At 45.0% G+C, this 19319-nt stretch carries 15 protein-coding genes; 9 read left to right on the top strand and 6 right to left on the bottom strand.

Features of this window, described 5'->3' with window-relative positions; all coding sequences use genetic code 11:
• Positions 1-902: 902 nt before the first annotated feature.
• The 3 genes from ACZ5V1_RS14830 to ACZ5V1_RS14820 form a co-directional block, all read right to left on the bottom strand.
• The gene (locus ACZ5V1_RS14830) at positions 903-1838 is read right to left on the bottom strand and encodes a DUF7973 family transport facilitator (RefSeq protein WP_160716234.1); all 936 of its coding nucleotides are present in this window, start codon (positions 1836-1838) and stop codon (positions 903-905) included.
• 163 nt (positions 1839-2001) lie between these two features.
• The gene (locus ACZ5V1_RS14825) at positions 2002-3357 is read right to left on the bottom strand and encodes a sigma-54-dependent transcriptional regulator (protein ID WP_464389491.1); all 1356 of its coding nucleotides are present in this window, start codon (positions 3355-3357) and stop codon (positions 2002-2004) included.
• The gene (locus ACZ5V1_RS14820) at positions 3357-5171 is read right to left on the bottom strand and encodes an ATP-binding protein (protein WP_464389490.1); all 1815 of its coding nucleotides are present in this window, start codon (positions 5169-5171) and stop codon (positions 3357-3359) included. Before ACZ5V1_RS14820 ends, ACZ5V1_RS14825 begins: the two co-directional genes overlap by 1 nt.
• 237 nt (positions 5172-5408) lie before the next feature.
• Between ACZ5V1_RS14820 and ACZ5V1_RS14815 the strand changes: the two genes are divergently transcribed.
• The 3 genes from ACZ5V1_RS14815 (at position 5409) to ACZ5V1_RS14805 (ending at position 7284) form a co-directional block, all read left to right on the top strand.
• Entirely contained in the window at positions 5409-5927 is a 519-nt protein-coding gene (locus ACZ5V1_RS14815; protein ID WP_464389489.1) for a Spy/CpxP family protein refolding chaperone, read from the top strand.
• A 309-nt stretch (positions 5928-6236) separates the two neighbouring features.
• Positions 6237-6665: a hypothetical protein gene (locus ACZ5V1_RS14810; RefSeq protein WP_464389488.1), complete on the top strand. Its 429-nt coding sequence runs from the start codon at positions 6237-6239 to the stop codon at positions 6663-6665.
• 10 nt (positions 6666-6675) lie between these two features.
• Positions 6676-7284, top strand: coding sequence for a hypothetical protein (locus ACZ5V1_RS14805; protein ID WP_464389487.1), 609 nt, complete (start codon positions 6676-6678; stop codon positions 7282-7284).
• A gap of 260 nt (positions 7285-7544) precedes the next feature.
• Here ACZ5V1_RS14805 and ACZ5V1_RS14800 read toward each other — a convergent pair whose 3' ends face one another.
• Entirely contained in the window at positions 7545-8738 is a 1194-nt protein-coding gene (locus ACZ5V1_RS14800) for a DNA polymerase IV (protein WP_464389486.1), read from the bottom strand.
• A gap of 238 nt (positions 8739-8976) precedes the next feature.
• On the opposite strand from ACZ5V1_RS14800, the gene kdsB reads away from it, so the two are divergent.
• The 6 genes from kdsB (at position 8977) to ACZ5V1_RS14770 (ending at position 14598) form a co-directional block, all read left to right on the top strand.
• A complete protein-coding gene (kdsB, locus tag ACZ5V1_RS14795; protein WP_464389485.1) occupies positions 8977-9726 on the top strand; it encodes a 3-deoxy-manno-octulosonate cytidylyltransferase in 750 nt (249 codons plus the stop codon).
• On the top strand, positions 9726-10850 hold the full coding sequence (carA, locus tag ACZ5V1_RS14790; protein ID WP_464389484.1) for a glutamine-hydrolyzing carbamoyl-phosphate synthase small subunit: 1125 nt from the start codon (positions 9726-9728) through the stop codon (positions 10848-10850). The genes kdsB and carA overlap by 1 nt, the downstream gene beginning before the upstream one ends.
• Positions 10851-10879: 29 nt before the next feature.
• Positions 10880-11680 carry a tetratricopeptide repeat protein gene (locus tag ACZ5V1_RS14785; protein ID WP_464389483.1) on the top strand — a complete coding sequence of 267 codons (801 nt, stop codon included), beginning with the start codon at positions 10880-10882 and terminating at the stop codon, positions 11678-11680.
• Between the two features lie 566 nt (positions 11681-12246).
• Positions 12247-13233 (top strand): sulfite exporter TauE/SafE family protein, encoded by a 987-nt coding sequence (locus ACZ5V1_RS14780; RefSeq protein WP_464389482.1) that lies wholly within the window; start codon positions 12247-12249, stop codon positions 13231-13233.
• Between the two features lie 12 nt (positions 13234-13245).
• Positions 13246-13671, top strand: a complete 426-nt coding sequence (locus tag ACZ5V1_RS14775) for a DUF1634 domain-containing protein (protein ID WP_464389481.1) — start codon at positions 13246-13248, stop codon at positions 13669-13671.
• A 690-nt stretch (positions 13672-14361) separates the two neighbouring features.
• Positions 14362-14598 (top strand): helix-turn-helix domain-containing protein, encoded by a 237-nt coding sequence (locus ACZ5V1_RS14770; protein WP_464389480.1) that lies wholly within the window; start codon positions 14362-14364, stop codon positions 14596-14598.
• 366 nt (positions 14599-14964) lie between these two features.
• Here ACZ5V1_RS14770 and ACZ5V1_RS14765 read toward each other — a convergent pair whose 3' ends face one another.
• On the bottom strand, positions 14965-18045 hold the full coding sequence (locus ACZ5V1_RS14765) for an ATP-binding protein (RefSeq protein WP_464389479.1): 3081 nt from the start codon (positions 18043-18045) through the stop codon (positions 14965-14967).
• A complete protein-coding gene (locus tag ACZ5V1_RS14760; RefSeq protein WP_464389478.1) occupies positions 18045-19307 on the bottom strand; it encodes a metallophosphoesterase family protein in 1263 nt (420 codons plus the stop codon). The genes ACZ5V1_RS14765 and ACZ5V1_RS14760 overlap by 1 nt, the downstream gene beginning before the upstream one ends.
• Positions 19308-19319 lie beyond the last annotated feature (12 nt).

Raw genomic sequence — 19319 nt, 5'->3', positions numbered from 1 at the left:
TTCAGCTGCCAGTTTCGGCTTTACGGTCTCTTTCCAAAACAACAAAACGTCAGTTCTTTTATGAACTGACGTTTTTATTTTTTTAAAAAACCTTCGAGTGCTGTTTTCCTCATACTCTATCCATTTGTATTTTCCCCACGCCTATTCTTTTGCCTTTTACTTCATCCAACTTTCCACCAAAAACATTTCTCTATTCTTTTCTAGAAACGTCTCCCTTAACAAAAGATCTAGCCCGCCAAAGTTTTCACTCCCGCACTCTTTTCCTCTTCTTCACACTCCTCCCCAATCACATCTCCTAAACAATCTAAACAGGCGTGGTGTTCTCGTCATATTGATGACGGCGCTGTTTCGCCCACGGAGGAGACATTGGGGCTGTGTTCATATCTTGGAAAGTATGCTCCGGAATCAATAAGATGAGAACTCTACGACTGCATTTTTACCACTTGTTCCGTAGTTCCTTCCACCAATTGTCTTTCTTATTTTTCTTTGACACTCCCCTCCATACCTCACCCAAAACTTAATTCCACTTTCCCCTTTTCTTCACATTCTTCCCCACTCACATATCCTTAACAATCTAAGCAGGTGTGATGTTTTCATCATATTAATGACGGCACTGTTTCGCCCACGGAGGAGACATTGAGGCTGTGTTCATATCTTGGCAAGTGTGCTCCGAAATCAATAGGGTGAGAACTCTACGCATGCATTTTTACCACCTACTTCGAATACAAAACAATCCACTCCCTGACTTCGCAAGGGGTCATGGTCTCACAAACAAAAAAAAGCGGCTTATCCATTGAAGGATAAGCCGCCTTTAAAATTAACTCTGCCACTCGTTAATACATGTTCTCTGTTCGACTATACGAAAAATGAACTGTAATACTACGAATACAGTTCATCATTATTTACGCAAGAAGATTGAGAATGCAAGTACCTACAGCAATACCGAATGCTGGTGGGTCAACGTGTGAGTCGCCGTGGTTCCAGAAGAGACGAGCGCCCAATTCCTGAAGAAGAGCACCAGCTACTGCTGCTGCTACACAAACTCCAAGGTTTCCGAAGTTAACCCATGCGATACCGGCAAGAATAGCCTGGCAATGCCATACTGGCACGCGCTGAACTGTATCAGTACCAAGCTGTAATGAGATGAGGGTAATTGCAGCAATAGCCCAACCGATTACAACCTGTGCGGTTACGGTAGCGCCGGATGTAATACCAGCAGCTTCTGCATAGTTACCGATTGCCATTGCAGTACCACCGGATACGAGTCCGATACCAATAGCAAACATGATCATGCGGGAGAACGGCAACATCCAAGGTACCCATGACAAGTTGGTGTCATCGGTGCCGAAAAGGCCGAATTTTTTGATTGATTCAGAACTACCAAACGGGCTCTGACGAAGGAACATAGCGCGAGATACGAATGCGCTGATAAGAACTGTAATTGCGATGGTGTCTTGTCCTTTCATGAAAGAAGCAAGCCAGAAGTTACAAAGGTAACCAAATACGGCGAATACGCCACCAACGAATAATACGTCCCAAGAAGTAGGCATTAATGATGCGAGAATATCCTTAGCTCCACCTGTAGGATGATTCTTGCGAACGCCTTGTGCATAGTTAGCAGCAGCAACACCAGCTGCGAAGCCACCAACGTGTGGGCCGAATACAGGACCGAATCCGATTACGGAAAACATAAAGTCTCCGCCGCCAGCAAGGGCGATCAGACAGCCTGTAAAAACGAACATACCACAAAGCACGAAGGACAGCAGCCCGCCAAGAGCGCCGCCCAGTATTCCTCCACCAAAACAGACTAGTAACGTCGTTAAGCTTAACGGTTCCATTCTGCCTCCACTTTTTGTGCTCTCCTTCACAGCGTATGTAGCTAATTCCCCATTATGTGGCAGGTGGGGTATTATATGTACATGTAACTAGGCCGATAAGAAGGATTACATAGTATAAATGAGATAACGATTTGTCGTATATACTAGTATACTAAATAAAATGCTACTCAAATCCATAACGTTTTAGCTTATTATGCAGAGTAGCCCGCGTAATACCTAATCTTCTGGCGGTCTTGCTCTTGTTATACTCGCACTCTTCCAGAGTCGCGAGAATGGCTTTGCGCTCTAGCTCATCAAGAGACATTCCTGTCAATACAGTAGCTTGTGCTGGCTGCACAGGTGCTTCGTTTTCCTTTGCGGATAACGACAACGGCAATTCACGGGTGGAGATATACTCCCCCATAGTCATGATGACAGCGCGTTCAATAACATTTTCTAATTCACGAACATTTCCGGGCCATGCGTACCGGATGAGAGTATCCATTGCCTGTGGAGCAAGTCCCTTAATGCTTTTGCGGTTCTTGTTTGAATATTTTTTCATGAAAAATTCTGCGAGAAGCGGAATGTCACTCGGACGTTCACATAATGCTGGCACCCGAAGCGCAATAACATTGAGGCGATAATAGAGATCTTCTCTAAAATTACCGTTTTCTACTTCTTCTGGAAGATTGCGGTTTGTGGCTGTGATGACACGTACGTCTACCTTTTCTACCGTGTCACTGCCTACGCGCTGCACTTCGCCCTGTTGCAGAGCTCGAAGCAGCTTCGGTTGCAGAGAAACAGGAATTTCACCCACTTCATCAAGAAAAAGCGTACCGCCGTCAGCCTGAACAAATCGCCCTTCACGTCGTCTGTCTGCGCCGGTAAATGCACCGCGCTCATGCCCAAACAATTCAGATTCAAGCAAGTTTTCACTCAATGCTGCACAGTTGATGGCCACAAAGCTCTTTTCTGCGCGACTGCTTGCGCTGTGGATAGCGTTCGCAACGAGTTCCTTACCTGTTCCTGATTCACCGGCAATGAGTACAGATGCGTCTGAAGGGGCAATGGTAGCAATTATCTTACGAAGTTCTTTAATGACATCGCTATTGCCGATCATCCCCATATTGCTCGGCTCAAGAATGCTTCTCAACTCTTTGTTTTCGGAAGCAAGACGAGTGTGATCGAGCATGCGCTCCAGCGTAAGCTTAAGCACATCAAAATCCAGCGGCTTTGTCAGATAATCGTACGCACCAATTTTCAATGCTTTTACCGCAGTATCTACAGATGAAAATGCCGTCATAATTAGAATCGGGATAGAGGGATTGTACTCCTTGATAAGCTCAAGGGCAGTAATACCGTCCATTTTCACCATTCGAATATCCATCAAAATAGAATCGTACGATTGATTACGAACCATTTCGACAGCGACTTCACCATCGTCGGCTTCTGCCACATCGTAGCCCCAGCCTTTAATAATGATTTTAAGCATGGAACGATGCGCTAAATCATCATCTACTATCAATACTTGCGCGCTCATTAGGCGTTTTCTCCTACCGGTGACACTGGAATTTCAATAATAAACTGGGCACCGGCACCTTCCTGTGATTCCACACGAATCGTGCCGCCATGTGCTTCTATAATTTTGAGAACAATAGACAGACCAAGCCCTGTCCCCTGACTCTTCGTTGTGTAATATGGTTCAAAAATGCGGATAGCATCCTCTTTGCTGATACCTTTACCTGTATCGGAAACAGTCAATGTTACCAGATCTTCCGTGTGGGAAAGGTTCATGGCAAGAGTTCCGCCTTCCGGCATCGCTTCAAGACTGTTGAGGCATATATTCAGTACGGCCTGAGAAAGCCTGTCTGGATCAACAGATAAATGCGGCAACGTTTCGTCGTTTTTCATATCCAGAACCACATTGTGTGATGCGGCATCCTGTTTGATTAACCCGAAACAATGTTTGATCAACGCATTCAGATCAGTCTCACTACGACGCAAGTCAGATGGCCGTGAAAGACTAATAAGATCAGTAATAACGCGGTTAAGGCGTTCTACCTCATGCACCATAATATTAGCTGCTTCCCTGTCTTCAGAGCCTTCATCAAAACGACTGCCGAAGTAGGTTGCATAACCTTTAATAGAACTTAGTGGATTACGGATTTCATGAGCAACACCGGCTGCAAGGGAACCGACCGCTGCCAATTTTTCCTTACGGCGCACTTCTGCTTCAAGCCTGCGCACTTCGCGAAGATCGCGCAGCAAATAAACGTATCCGATGGAAGTACCGTCATCCAGCGTGACAGCAGAGCCACTTACGCCGATCGGGATAACTTCCCCGCGCTCGCCAAGGCATTCTACTTCTACTTCAGAAAGCTCTTCGCCGCCGGTAAGCTCTACAAGACGCGCCACGCATTCCGGTAACGCTTCAGAAGGGGATTTGCCCACCACGTTACTGTCAGTAAGATTTAATTGCTCCAAAGCAACATCATTAAGCATAGCAATGCGACCGCCACCATCAGTAACAAGCAAGCCGTCCGGCAAGTTGAACATAACTTCGTTAGCCAATGCTTCGGAAGTTTGCATACGTCTGCGAGATTGACGTGCCTTCTGCGCCCATGACAACGCGAGGAATCCGGCAAGACCTATAAGAAGTATGAACACAGCATTTACCATGGCGTGCTCTCTGTTAATCTTTTGCGCAGTCGCAAAGGTCTTTTCATCCAATCCTATATAAATAACCGGAGCAGGGCCTTTGGGAGGGAAAAGCTTACGCCTGAACGTGTGTTCTTCTTTTGAACAACCAAGTTCTTGCCTGTGCATTCTTTTTGCCATCCGCCCCATAGAACCGGGCATCATGTCTGCTCTCCCGTCTATCGGGGCAAACGGTCTAAAATCTCTGTAGACAACAAACGCCTTTTCTTTGCCTTGTTCCATAATACGCCAAGAAACATGTCTGCTGGGTCGTAATTCGTCGAGCTGCTTCGGACTGAATGCACGGGAACCAACAGCATTAGGGTTGCTATGAGCAATAATGTTGCCGTTAGCATCCGTTGCCATAAGAAACAGGATATCAGACTGGGTGGACATTTCTTCAAGTAATGTCTGAAGCCTGAGCGCACCCATATTATGACGGAAATCTGTACGGGTTCCGGCTTCAAGAGCAGTAATGATGGAAGCACCCTTTTCTTCATAGAATGTTTCCAACTGCCGATTCTCCTGCTCAATGCCTCGAATGGTCAAAAAAGTAATTACCGTGCCGAGGATAATTATCCCCCCGATAAGCAACCATAGTGAGGTAGCAAATTGAGATCGTACTATTTTTTTCTTCCGGAGAGTGGTCTCTTTCATATCAGCCCTGTGTATTCTTTTTTATCAGTGTAAAAAAAATGGACAATCAGCACAAAGTATTCTGTATGTTTTTTTTACACCTATATTTTGACTCATGTTTCGCCAAAAAATTTTATTCGCATAAGTATCTAATTTAAAACAACCTTATAGCAAGTTTGAAAACTTGGCACACGGGTTGCTCTAGTAGAACTAGCAAAACGCGAACCATTACTTGATTCTTGAACATAGGAGTTTATTATGCGGTTTAAAGCATTCAGATTATTAGTTGCAACAGCGTGTGTCATGGCAGTGGCAACCGTAGCATTGGCAGCAGGTCCAAACTGGACTGACCTTACCGAAGCACAGCAACAGAAGTACATGACCCTGCATGACGACTTCATTAAGAACACTACTCCGCTCCGCGATGCAATGTGGGCCAAAAAAGTAGAACTTAATGCACTTATGAATAACCAGAACGTTGATGCGAACAAAGTAGCCAGCGTTGTTACTGAAATGAATAAAATGCGTGCAGATATGCGTGCACAGCGTGCTGAATTTGCAGCAACTGTAAAAAAAGAAATTGGAATTGAACCGTTACGCAACCCGCACCGTGGGGACAACATGGGCTACAATTGCCCTGGATTCAATGGAAACAAAGGTAATCACGGTGGTGGACACGGCATGAATCGCGGCCACGGCGGCGGACATGGTATGAACAATTGCGGCAACATGCCGATGCAGATGCAAACCCCAATGCAGGCACCTGCACAGCAGTAATAAACTAAACATTCCTTATACACACTCCGCAATAACGTCATAACTCGTGGCAGCGAGTCCTTCACCTCGCATGACGCATTGCAACTCAGCTTTCTCTTACCCTGAAGGGTAATATGAATATAAAGGGTAATTGGTACCCTTTCTCCCCCCAGATGGAAGAGCCCTGTACAACTCCTCAAGTACAGGGCTTTTTCTGTTTTTATGTCCACAATTCTCTATCATATACCCTTGCCCCTAATCATTGAGACGAACCTGTTCAATAGTACAATACTAGGTAGCTATGCACTTTTGGACACTCTTGGGGGACCTATGCGACAGACTACTATTCTCTGGATAGCAGTTATTACACTGCTGCCAATACTCTCCGCACTTGCCATGCAGTACGATGCACGCAGAAACTCCGGTACCATCTTTAAGGAGCAAGCGGAGCAAAGAGAAGTCACGTTTATTCTCAATACCGCAGACCCCAAAAAAGCAGAAACCACATTCAAACTCGCCCGCGATTTATACAATAAGGGCGTTCGAACTACGGTGATTCTGGAAGGATCAGGCGTAACACTTGTACGTATTCCATACGCCAAGCAAATTGGATATGATGGTGAAATTGCGGTCTGCCCACGATGTATGGCTACTTTTGGTATTCGTAAAGACGAACTTCCTGAAGGTGCATACCTAGCTCCCGATGACAAAATATTCACCATTCATGCGGGCGATGCCATGCGTCCAAGCTTTGAATAAAGAGCGCGCGATGCGAATATTCACCCCAATGACCATAGCCTTCAGTGTGTGGATACTATTCACAACCTTGCTTTGTGCTGAAGTTTCTCCCGTCTACTCAGCAACACCGTTACCCATGAAATATTATTCACCATCAGCGCGTACGCCTTATCCCCACATGACTTTTGTCATTCCCGCAGCGAACAAGCTGAGACAAGCAATTCGAACAGTAACACTCGCTAATAAACGCCAGAAAGCCGGAATCGACACGGTTATCCTGTTCGAAGATACCGCGGTGACGCTTCCTGCTGTTCGAGGCATCCCGTTTGGAGTCATGACGACATATCATGGAGAAAACGTATGCGCACCACTGCACACAATGCCTAAATGTCCCAAGCGGGTTACGGACGATATTTCGCCGATTATTCCTGAAATTATGATTCCCGATGCAAAAAAAATTTACCTGCCTCTCTTAAACAAACTTCTTTTAGAACATGCACAACTTGGCGGAAAAATAGTGGTGTGCCCTTGCTGTGAAAGGAATCTTCCTAAGGGAATCCAATTCCTGCCAAAAGAAATTGCGCCAGAAAAGCTCCGTAAACTCGAAAAACAACTGAAAACAACTGAAGGGAATTACTAGGGTTGTATCAAAGCGATGTCCCTGCATTGTGATCAAAGAAATTTGAGAAAAAAAAGTAGGAGACTACGGGATGCCGTAAATAAACGTTCCTGCAAAAAGACATGTGTGAAGACGAAATAATAAACAAGAAAGGCTGTGCCGCACATACAAAATGCTAAAAAGCGGTGCGTTACAGCATGAAATGAGGATTCAGAGGGAAACTCTGAGAGTTTGGGGAGCTGATGGCTCACAGAAATAGAGCCATGCAATATCGTTACGGATTATTCTTCGTTAAAGCCAAATAAGCTACCGCGACAAATAACTTTGTTACCAAATTTATTTCGCACAGCATCCAGCGTTTCATCAAGCTGCTGTTGTTTTTTTGTGGCACGAACAACTCCCGCACAGTTATGCTGCATATGATCGAGCATATTCAACTGTTCAACGCCGGTATTGTTGTAATTGGAAAGCCCAAGCCCGATTAATCGAACAGGCCTAGCCAATTCAATGGTATCTAGAAGATCTGCCGCCACCTGATAAATAACGTCTGTCGTATTGGTAGGGTCAGGTAACGTTTTGCTGCGGGTAAGGGACTGGAAATCACTGTATTTAACTTTCAACGTAATCGTACGTCCTTTAAGGCCGTGTTTGCGCTGATTTTGTCCCACACGGTCTGCATGACGCATAAGCCATTTTTTCAACAATGCTTTATCAAACGTGTCTTTATGCAACGTATTTTCTGCACTTTCTGACTTCGCTTCTACAGAAGTTTCAACGGCTCTTTCGTCGATACCATTGGAGCGCTCCCAAAGCGATATGCCGCTTTTCCCGAATCGACGCTCCCAGAATTCAACGGAATATTCCAAGACTTGGCCGCAGGAGCTCACTCCCAACTCATCAAGCTTTCCGACAAATTTTTTACCTACACCGGGAATTTTACGCACAGGTAGTTCGTTCAAAAAAGCAGGAACATCCTTTTCAAAAATAGCGTACAACCCATTGGGCTTATTGTAATCAGAAGCAATTTTGGCAAGAAATTTTACAGGTGCAATACCGATAGAGCAGGTTAATCCTACTGTATCAAAAATTTTCTGCTTCATTTCATGCGCCATTTCAAGCGGCGGGCCGAAAATATGCTCAACACCTGTGGCATCGACATAAGCTTCATCAATTGAAGCTTTTTCAATGACTGGTGAATACGCGTGGAGCACTGACATTACTTTACGGGAAAGCTCTAAATACCGTTCCCGTGAGTTGCCTGTATATATTCCATACGGGCATAACTTACGTGCCTGAACAATAGGCATTGCAGAGTGCACACCAAATTTTCGAGCTTCGTACGAAGCAGCGCATACAACACCACGATCACCTGAACCACCCACAATGACAGGTTTCCCTCTCCATTCCGGATTATCCAGTTGCTCTACAGAAGCAAAAAAAGCGTCCATATCAAGGTGCATAATGCAGCGTTTCATCTCTATCATATAACAGAATGAGACTAGAGACAGAAGCCCCATCATGCCGCAACGCTTATTCGTACGCCTTATTCATAATAATCAATGCAATACAAGAACATAGAACAAATGTATTTTTTCTCTTTTCTTTTTGAAAAAGTTAGCATACTCTCTGACGGTTTAAACAATGCCCCATAGCGTGGGGCTTTTCTGTGTCCAATCTATGAACCTCCCTAACTATAGGGAATTAGGTGTGCATATGGCTCTAACAGCTTCCTGCTTTGGTATCATACCCGCCCGGTACGACTCCTCGCGTTTCCCCGGCAAACCGCTTGCCCTCATCGAAGGCAAGCCTATGTTCTGGCATGTATATCAACGTGCCTGTTCATGTCCGGAATTCGACAAGGTAGTACTGGCGACTGACGACGAACGTATTGCGAGCATCGCGCGCGAGCTGGATGTCGAATACGTAATGACCCGCAACGACCACCCGAGTGGTACGGACAGGGTTTACGAAGCTGCATGTCTGCTTGGTGCTGGTGAAGATTCTGTTATAGTAAATATACAGGGTGATGAACCTGCGCTGAATCCGATTATGCTCACCGAATTAGTTACTCCGTTCTTAACAGACGGCAACGTACAGGTGTCGACGCTTGCGCACCACATCACTGCTGAAGAAGCAGCCAGTCCGGACAAGGTTAAAATTGTTCAGGCTGCAAATGGTGATGCGCTGTATTTTTCCCGAGCGCTTGTACCATTTGCAAGAGACGGTGAAGAAACCGACGGGTATCTTGGGCATATCGGATTGTACGCATTCCGTTTTGGAGTTTTAAAGCAGTTCACAAAGTGGGAGCAGTCCAGCTTGGAGCGTATAGAACGACTTGAGCAACTGCGCCTTTTAGAGAATAATGTTCCTATCAGAGTGGTATGCACGGAACATAAGACACACGGTGTGGATCGTCCTGAAGATATAGACGTAATTTTAAAACTTTTACGGGAGAATTCCTGATGAAAGCCATTTTGGCACTTGAAGACGGCTTTGTACTTGAGGGTCGCTCATTCACCGGACCTGGTGAAACTGGCGGAGAGGTTATCTTCAACACTGGTATGACCGGGTATCAGGAAATTTTGACTGACCCTTCCTACGCCGGACAGATGGTATGTATGACATACCCGCTTATTGGTAACTACGGCGTAACCGAAGAAGATATTGAGTCAGGCGGAGTTCACGCTGCAGCACTTATTGTCAAAGAATGCTGTAAAGTTCCTTCCAACTGGCGTTCGGTAGCATCTCTGCCGGATTATCTTAAACGTTGTGGCGTTCTTGGTATTGAGGGAATCGATACAAGAGCACTTACAAGCCACATTCGTAAGAACGGCGCAATGCGTGCAATCATTTCTACACAAGAACTTAATGTAGAAAAGCTTGTAGAAAAAGCAAAAGCGCTTCCTTCTATGGAAGGACTCAATCTTGTAAAAGACGTTGCACCAACTGATGTATACCGATGGGACGGCGTTCGACCTCAGAATGTTCGCCTTGTAGACGGTGTTTACAACTGGACCGGCAAAGGTCCTAAGGTTGTTGTGTACGACTTTGGCATTAAATGGAATATTTTACGACTATTACATGAACAGGGACTTGACTTACTAGTTGTTCCTCCGTCATTTACAGCAGAGCAGGTTGCATTAACTGGTGCCGATGCAGTATTTTTATCAAACGGTCCTGGCGACCCTGCTACTCTTAAAGACGAAATTGTCGAAATCACTAAGCTTTGCGATATGATGCCTGTTGGCGGTATTTGCCTCGGACATCAGCTACTTGGACACGCATTAGGTGGCACAACTTCCAAGCTTAAATTTGGACATCACGGCTGTAACCATCCTGTTAAAGATTTGACAACAGGGCGCATTGAAATTTCTTCGCAGAACCACGGCTTCTGTGTTGAACTGGATAGTGATGATGTAGAAATTACGCATCTTAACCTCAACGATAATACTGTTGAGGGCATTGCACATAAAATTAAGAAAGTTATTTCTGTGCAGCACCATCCAGAAGCTTGTCCGGGACCTAATGACAGTCACTACTTCTTCAAAAGATTCAGTGACATGATCAAAGAGAATCTCGATAAGTAGTTTCATCGTGCTTCCAAAAGGGGATTTGGATGTCTGCTGAACTGACTAGAGCTCGTACCCAGCTAAGCAACGTTCGCACGTACTTAAAGCAAGAAAAAATTCAAATGGCTGCTCAGGCATTGCATGACGGAATAATCGCTTATTTAAAGCATCCGTTAATGAAGGCTGAGAAGCAGGAATTTTTGCAACTGCTTGAAGACAGTACAATGTACTTGGCGGCAGCTCCTAAGCTGAAAGAAGTTTTTCCTATCGCACTTATCTTCAAAGAAGGTGAGGAGCGTCAGCTTGTTGAAACGCTGAAAGAATTGCTTACTGAGCTTCAAAAAAACGTAACTGACGAAGCTCAATTAATGCTGGAAGCGCTGGAAAAGCAAAAACAAGCAGAGCTGGAAAAAGGCCAATTGTGCCTTGATACAGAGCAAAACGAGAAAGCTACCGCAATCTTTAACTCATTGCTCTCTAAATTCTCAGAAGACGCAGACCTTAAAAGTGATATTGCAGAACGCTATCTTCGTGCTGGTATGTACAACGAAGCGTTCACTCAGCTTGCTGAGGCAATTGAACTATCTCCGGAGAACATCCGTTACTACAACAGTATCGGCATGGCACTACGGAAAATGGGTAAGTTCGACGTAGCAGAGAAATACTTTGCTAAAGCCGTAAAGGTAGCCGGACAAGACCCGCATCTCTTCTTTAACCTTGGCCGAGTCTATGTTGACTGGGAAAAGTGGGATAAATGTGCAAAGTCAGCGCTCATGGCGCTGAAACTTGATCCCGAATTTAAAGAAGCAGAAAAAATGCTCGCATTCGCAAAAAAGCGTCTTGCATAACCCCTTGAGCATTACGTTTTGAATAATGGCCTAAGTGCGCCTACGTGTTGAACAGCTAACTATTTACTGAAACAGCATAATTTGCCTCTTAGTTCATATTCAATGCACCCCGCCTTATCAGCAGACCAAGAGCAGGTAGTGAAAACTACCTGCTCTTTTTTTTCGTCATTATTTTTATCTCCACTCACAAACCCCCTTTCTTTTATTGACTTTTCATAAAAATTAGAAAAAACAGCACCTACAAGACAATGTTTGATTTTCGAGATATTTGACTTTGTGCAAAAAAACACAATGTTGCAATAAAAATAATATTTCATCATAAATTCAAACCATTATGCTTTTAAAAAGCACGTGAAAAAAATCGCTACCTCACTGTTTTATTCAGTTTTTTTCAACTTTATGCTTCCACGGAAAAGCATTCATTAACGTCGATAAACTTGAAATTCAGTGGGTTATTTCGATTCATTTCTTTGCTCTGGGTGATTGACATATTTTTCACATTCTTTTACCCAAAAAGTACGGAACAACATTTGATTAGAGGTCAACGTAAGTTATGCGAGGAAAAAATGCTGAAAAACGTTACTAGACTTTTCACGATGCTGACCCTTTGGGTTGGCGCAGCAGTGTTTGCATCTCCTATGGGTGCATTTGCTACTGAAGCGGCTACTGCCAGCGCTCCGGCGGGTGGTAACCATGTATGGTGGTTCTGGCCACTTATATTATTAGTTTTCTGTTTTGTACTTGGTGTAATCGCGGTTTTGGCTGGCGTTGGTGGTGGCGTACTGTACGTACCACTCGTGTCTGGCTTCTTCCCGTTTCACATTGACTTTGTGCGTGGTGCAGGCCTTATGGTTGCGCTTGCAGGTGCCCTTGCTGCGGGACCTGGTCTTTTAAAGCGTAACTTAGCGAGCCTTCGCCTTGCCCTGCCTATGGCGCTTATTGCATCCGCCTGTGCGGTGGGTGGTGCTGTGCTTGGTTTATACCTTTCACAACTCGACCCGCGCTACGTACAGACTGCACTCGGTGCGACCATTATGGGTATCTCCATTCTTTTACTCTGCTCCAAGAACTCAGAATACCCAATCGTCACCAAACAGGATGCTATCAGCCACGCTCTCGGGATTGAAGGTCTCTATCAGGACCAAGCAACAGGTAAAGAATTTGAATGGAAAACTCACCGCACCTTCACCGGTCTTCTGCTGTTCGTCGTAATCGGCGTTATGGCAGGTATGTTCGGCCTCGGTGCTGGTTGGGCTAACATCCCTGTTCTCAACCTTCTCATGGGCGCTCCACTGAAAGTTTCTGTAGCAACATCTAAATTCTTACTCTCCATCACAGATACCTCTGCTGCATGGGTGTACATGAACCAGGGTGCTGTTATTCCACTGATCGCTATCCCTTCCATTATCGGCCTGATGCTCGGCTCTCTCGTTGGCGTACGCCTCCTTGCAGTAGCAAAAGCATCTTTCATCCGTTACATGGTTATCGGCGTTCTCTTCTTTGCTGGTTTCAAGGCGCTCGACAAAGGCCTTGGACTCGGTATTATGGGTTAATGGAGGTAAGTCATGACAAAACAAATGAACGTGTGCGTAACTCCACCAGAACAAATGCGCTATGCAGTAATTCTGGAACGCGGTGCCTATCTTGGTATCCTGATCATGGTGATTACCTATTTACTCTATGCATTTGGTATTACAACACCACATGTGCCGATTGAAACTGTAATCAACAACTGGCACCTCGGTGTTCATGATTACCTTCAAGTTACCAACAGCCCAAGTGGCTGGGACTGGCTAGTCCTTATTGGTACTGGCGATTACCTTAACTACATCGGAATCGTGTTGCTCGCAGTGATGACTATCGTCTGCTACGCAACACTTATTATACCTTACTTCCGCTGTGGCGATCACATCTATCTTGCTATCGTCGTAGCTGAAATCTTAGTGCTTCTCTTCGCAGCCTCCGGTATCGTTGGAGGGGGCGGGCACTAACGCTCAGCACCAAATGATAATAAATGAAGCCCTTGATCACATGATCGAGGGCTTTTTTTTGCGGTAATTTTTATTTCTTCTTCTTTTTTATTTTTTTATTTTTGTTGCCTTCGGCGAGGGGGCCCTGCCCTCCACCCGCAAGGGGGAGCCCCCCTTGACCGGCAATTATATGAACCCTTTATTTGTAAGAGTTTCGAGCTGATCAACTAAATTCAGAATTCGGACCCATTGCTCATCCGAAATGTGGTACGCAGGGTGGTACATTACAATCTGATTATTTTTTACAACTATTTTAAATTCAGCTAATTATGCTGCGATCTGAATCCCTCCCTTGATTTCGAAAAAATACAAAACCGAACATCCAAAAGACCCTGCTTAATAAGCAGGGTCTTTAATGTGTCCAGCTGTGTAGGGTCTTACAGCTAGGAGTAGGGAGAATGTGGCGTAGAGAGTTGAGGTGCAATCACTTTGGCAATTAATAAGAAAATTATCTGAGCACTTCAGTGAGTATAAATTGTAGCCATCTGGTGTGATATCATTCTCGGCAAGTTATGAGTATTGATATACGTTAAGCACGCTGCTTGCCGAAACTTGAGCAAGCATTTTTTTGATTTGTTGTGAACATAATATCCCAATTTGGGATATCTATAAACACAACATACCCTTCCCTCTATCTACGTGGAGGATAATGTGGTGAAATCAATATATTCTGTGGAATATAAAGCTGTTATTGATGCGCTTGTGGCAGAGCGTAAACATGCTGGGATAACTCAATCTCAACTGGCCAATAAATTAGGCAAGCCTCAGTCTTTTGTTTCAAAGATCGAGAGCAGAGAGCGACGCCTCGATATCATTGAGTTTTTTCATATTTGCAGGGCTATGGGTAAAGATGGCGTTGAAGTTCTGCGTTCTGCTGGGATTTGCTAAACTGCTGCTGAGTGCTTGATTGTTATTTTTGTGTTCTGTCGGTCGAACTTTATTGAGTTATATAAATCCTGTCATCTTGGTGGCAGGATTTTTTGTTTTAAAGAGGCAACGTTCGAATTGCAGGCAAGTCCTTACCTTATCCTTCACCACGAGCTTGGCGACCATTTTAGCAAGTTCGGGTCAACTCTTTGTGGTTATTTTCAGCGCGGTTTCTCCCACGGATGAAGAATAAAAAAGGGTTACTTGCTTGGTACAAGTAGCCCTGAAAATCAGCACAAAGAGTTGCCCCGTGCTCGCGGTCAATTCAATTCAATTCAATTCAATTCACGCAAATCCAGTAAATCCTAGTAAATTACAATACAATTTTTACCTATTCATCGTACCCAACAAACCATTCGTTACGGTGTATACGCCAACATTTTCGGAATGCCTCTGCATAAGATCGACAGTTTGCGGATGACAGGTAAAGAGGAATACCTGATTGTGCGCTGCTAATTCAGCAATTGTTTCTGCTGTGCTTGCGGCTCTTGTTGGATCAAAGTTTACCATAATGTCATCCATGATGACGGGTAATGGCTCATTTTGCCCGGAATGACTTAGGATATGCCCAAGACGTAACGATAAATAAAGCTGCTCCACGGTTCCGCGACTTAATTCTTCCGGCTCACGGCGTGTTCCATCTTCTGCCAGTGCAAAAATATTTTCTTCACCAAGCGGCTTGAATACACCACTGTAGGCACCTTTTGTAATTGTCTTGAAGAACGTTCCGGCCTGTTTAACCACTTCTGGCTGCTGTTCACGTTCAAACCGCTCACGGGCACGGGATAAAAGATGTTCAGCGATACGGAATCGTGCCCATTCTTTTGCTAACCCGTTCGCCTCTTCTTTAAGCTCTTCACTTTGAGTTCGTTGACGCGCTTGCTCTTCAGTTGAAGTCAATTTTTCTTGTTCAACTTTAGATTGAATAAGCTTCTGACGCAGCTCTTCTTGCTCTTGCTCTTTTTCTTGAATGGTTGCGGATAACTCAGATGCTTTTACTGCAAGCTCCTGTTCGCTCTGCTGACCTATTCGCGCTGTAAGCTGTTCTATGTCACCATCTTCACTGGCAGCTGTGAGAGAAGCTTTGAGAGCGTTAAATGCAGATACGATTTCTTGCTGCTGTACGTAGAGCGTATATTTGGTTCTGAAAGATTCTTCATCCGTGGCACTTGCGGCTGTAAATAACGTATGAATTTCTTCTTCAAGTTTCACTAAGGAATCACGAAGAATTTTTGCGGACTCAATATCTTTATGCAGCGCTTCGGACAAACTTTTACCGGCAGCTTGTGCAGCTTGAGATTCTGTCAAAATACGAAGTAACTTATCTTGCGTCGCACTGCGCTTAATACTGCGATCAAAAGCATATTCTGGCTCTATTCCGGCTACCGCACAAAGGGAGTCCTGCTGTTTTGAAAAAGCTTCAAGAACCCCATGTAGAGAGGCTTTGCGAGCCTTAAGGTCGGAAAGGTGACTGATATTAGATTTGGCGTCTTTAATAAGCTGTAAGGTTTCTGGAATGTGCTGAACTCGTAACGTTGACGATAAGTCACGCTGTAAAAGCCATTGTTCCACCTTTACATTGACTGTCGTTAGAACCTCGTCAGCCTCTTTATCAATGCGGCTTCCTTTTTCGAACTGCTCCAACGCTTCATCATGCTGTTTTTGAGCAAGAGTCAGCTTTTCCTGCAACGCATCACATGCCATTAAGCCACGCTGCATATCTTCGAATAAATCTTCCGCCTGAAGCAGGCATTCTTCGGTTGCAGCCGGTTGTGGAAACAGTAATGGAGCTTCATTCATAACCGCAAAAATATCTTCTTGCTGGGCTGTTTGCTTCTTTTTCCGCTGGACATTTGCCAGCACAAAACCCGCAATTGCCAACGCAAGTATGGCGACACCGCAATACAAAGTGTATGGCGGAACTGGAACAAATTGTGGAAGAGCGGCTATACCCGAACCTACAACACCTACGGATGTCGCCATCATAAGTGCTGAGTTGTTTGAACCTGTTTCCGCAGCAAGTACCATTGGTAATCTAGTGCGAACAGTTCGTAAAATTTCTTTATTTTTCTGTAGATCAACTGGTGCGGAATTTTGCTCAGTATTCAGAGCGGCAAAACGCATTACATCGGCATTTTGCTCAAATTCATATGTACGCTGCTCAACATTGCGCCGCGCGTCATCAAGAACTCCGGCAAGACGTGATGCTTCGTTCTGAGCAAGATTTGAAGCCTGCTTTGCAGAGTCTATCTGATCTTCTAGCTGCGCGACTTCTCGTCGAGTATTGTCTGACAAATCAAATGCCACTACTCGTTCAGCATTCCAGTCACTACCAAGCTGCTCGAAAGTTTCTGTAAGATCGCGTTCGAGAGTTTTCTGCTCCAGCCCCAGCTGTTCCAATTCACTCTTCTTCCCCGCCACCACAGCTTTTTCTTCGCTTAATGCACGTACAACATCCTGCTGTTCCACAAGCTCGGCATTAACCTGTGCCTGCTTTTCTACAATATCTCGCTTTGTGGCTTCAATACTGCTTTTGAGCTTGGATAACTGCTCCCGCTTTTCTTGCACACTTTCATTACGGCTATCGAACCGGGATAACCCTTCAGACGGAAATTCAATAAGCGGCTGAACAGCCTCAAGTGCTGCTTTCTTTTCTTTGTATTCGGTTAAAATACTCCACAGGCGAATATCCACATTTACGGTTCCGGCTTCGATGCCTAATTCGCGCAAAATAGCGGTTCGTTCTGCAAGCTTTTCTTCAAGTTCAGAAATTTTTTGTGAAACTGTTAAGTACGCTGCAACGCTGTCATCGCTAGCATTCATGTCTTTACGAAGCTGTTCAAGCTCTTTGAGATTTTTATTCAATGGTAGAACTTTGCCACCTTTTTTGAATAATGCCTCTCGCTTTGCGGCAAGATGCTTCATCACATCTGTGTACGAGGCGCCGCCACCATGAACAGTTCCGTACAAGGCATTACGCACAGCATCACCTGTTAACGCGTCTTTGCTCTGTAATTCTGTAAGAGAAAAACCATACACGTTTGTGTACAAGTCACGCGAAACATTACCGAGCAATGCCTGCAAGGCAGATTCATCCATTTGACTGCCATCAGCACCAGTGATGCCTACACGCTTTGGCTTAAAAGAACGTTCAAGACGGAGTGCACCAAATTTTTGTGTATCAAGCCCCAGAACACCGGCATGATTACCGCCGCGCAGCGGCTCATGGTGCGAAATATTTTTCCCTTTTCGCGGCAGCCCGAAGAGCATGTATCGTAAAAACGACAAACAGGTTGATTTCCCCGCTTCGTTATTTCCAAGAAAAACGTTCACACCGGAAGAAAATCCAGAAAGATCTTGTTCAGAAAAAACACCAAAGCCATTTATATGAAGGTCAGTAATCCGCATTATTCTGCCTCCAACAAATCAAGGCATACATATTGTGCTTCTGTGGCAAGCTGGATCAGCTCATCATCAGAAAGAATGGTTAAATGGCGCTTGCTAGTGGGGGAACCGAACAATTCACTTACTGAATCACGAAGTTCTGTCACACCGTCTTCGCTCGTCAATTGATCTGCAACAGTCAGCGCCTCACCAAGTAAATCTGGTCGGCTGCGCATCGCTTCAATATCCACATCCGGCTTACACGCCAGTTCAATATCTTTCAGCCAGACAAACGGACTATGTTCCATCTGCCCTTCACGAATGCGCTCTGCAAGTTCTTTTACTGCGCCGTTCTTTCGTAATTCACCATCAAGGACGCTGCGGCCTTCCAGTACTAGACGTACAATCACGCCCTTACACCCTTCAGGCAATTGTTGAGAAATTTCATCAAGACGAGATTCTACAACTTCTTCAAGCGCATCAAATTGTTCAACAGCAGAAATATCCACCGCTTCAATTTTCCACTGGATTCCACCAAGAGTATGGTGTCGGCTAGAAACTTGCCCATCCGCCACATCAACAAGCAAACAGCCACGCTCGCCTTGTTCATTAATATGCAGACCCTGAATATTTCCAGAATAAGCAACAAGCGGTTCACGACTCACAATCTGCTGCTCATGGATATGTCCAAGCGCCCAATACTCAATGCCTGACTTAGCGAAATCTGCCACGCTTGCCGGAGCATACTGTTCAGAAGCAGCAACAGAATCCACAGTGCAATGCAGCACCGCCACCTGAAAAACATTGTCCTCGGTACGCGCATACAGTCTTGCAAGTTTTCTACGCTCGTTATGTTTTCCATGGCTCATGCCATGCACAACCGTAACAAGCTCCCCATGTTCATTTTCAACACGCACTTTCTCGACAGCTTCAGTACCGAAGATATGAACATTATCCGGAAAGCTGAAAGATTTTTCTGTTTCAAGCAACGGGTCATGGTTGCCGTGAACAATAAAAACTCGCACTCCTGCATCGCGCATACGTTTACACGCATCAAGCAAGGCAAACCGTGCCTTCAAGCTCTGATCTTCCTGATTATAAATATCACCAGCAAGAACAACAAAAAGTGGACGTTCATTGCACGCAAGCTGCGTCAAACGCTCCAATGCCTCAAAAGTAGCAGAGCGCAGAACACTCGCCACCTGTGGTGAAACGTGAGCAACGCCCTTAAAGGCTGCATCCAGATGCAAATCTGCTGCGTGGATAAAAGAAAATGTCGGTTTCATGGATAGCGACCT

The sequence above is a fragment of the Halodesulfovibrio oceani subsp. galateae genome, from assembly GCF_055397225.1.
This window is presented reverse-complemented; position numbering and strand designations above follow the sequence as displayed.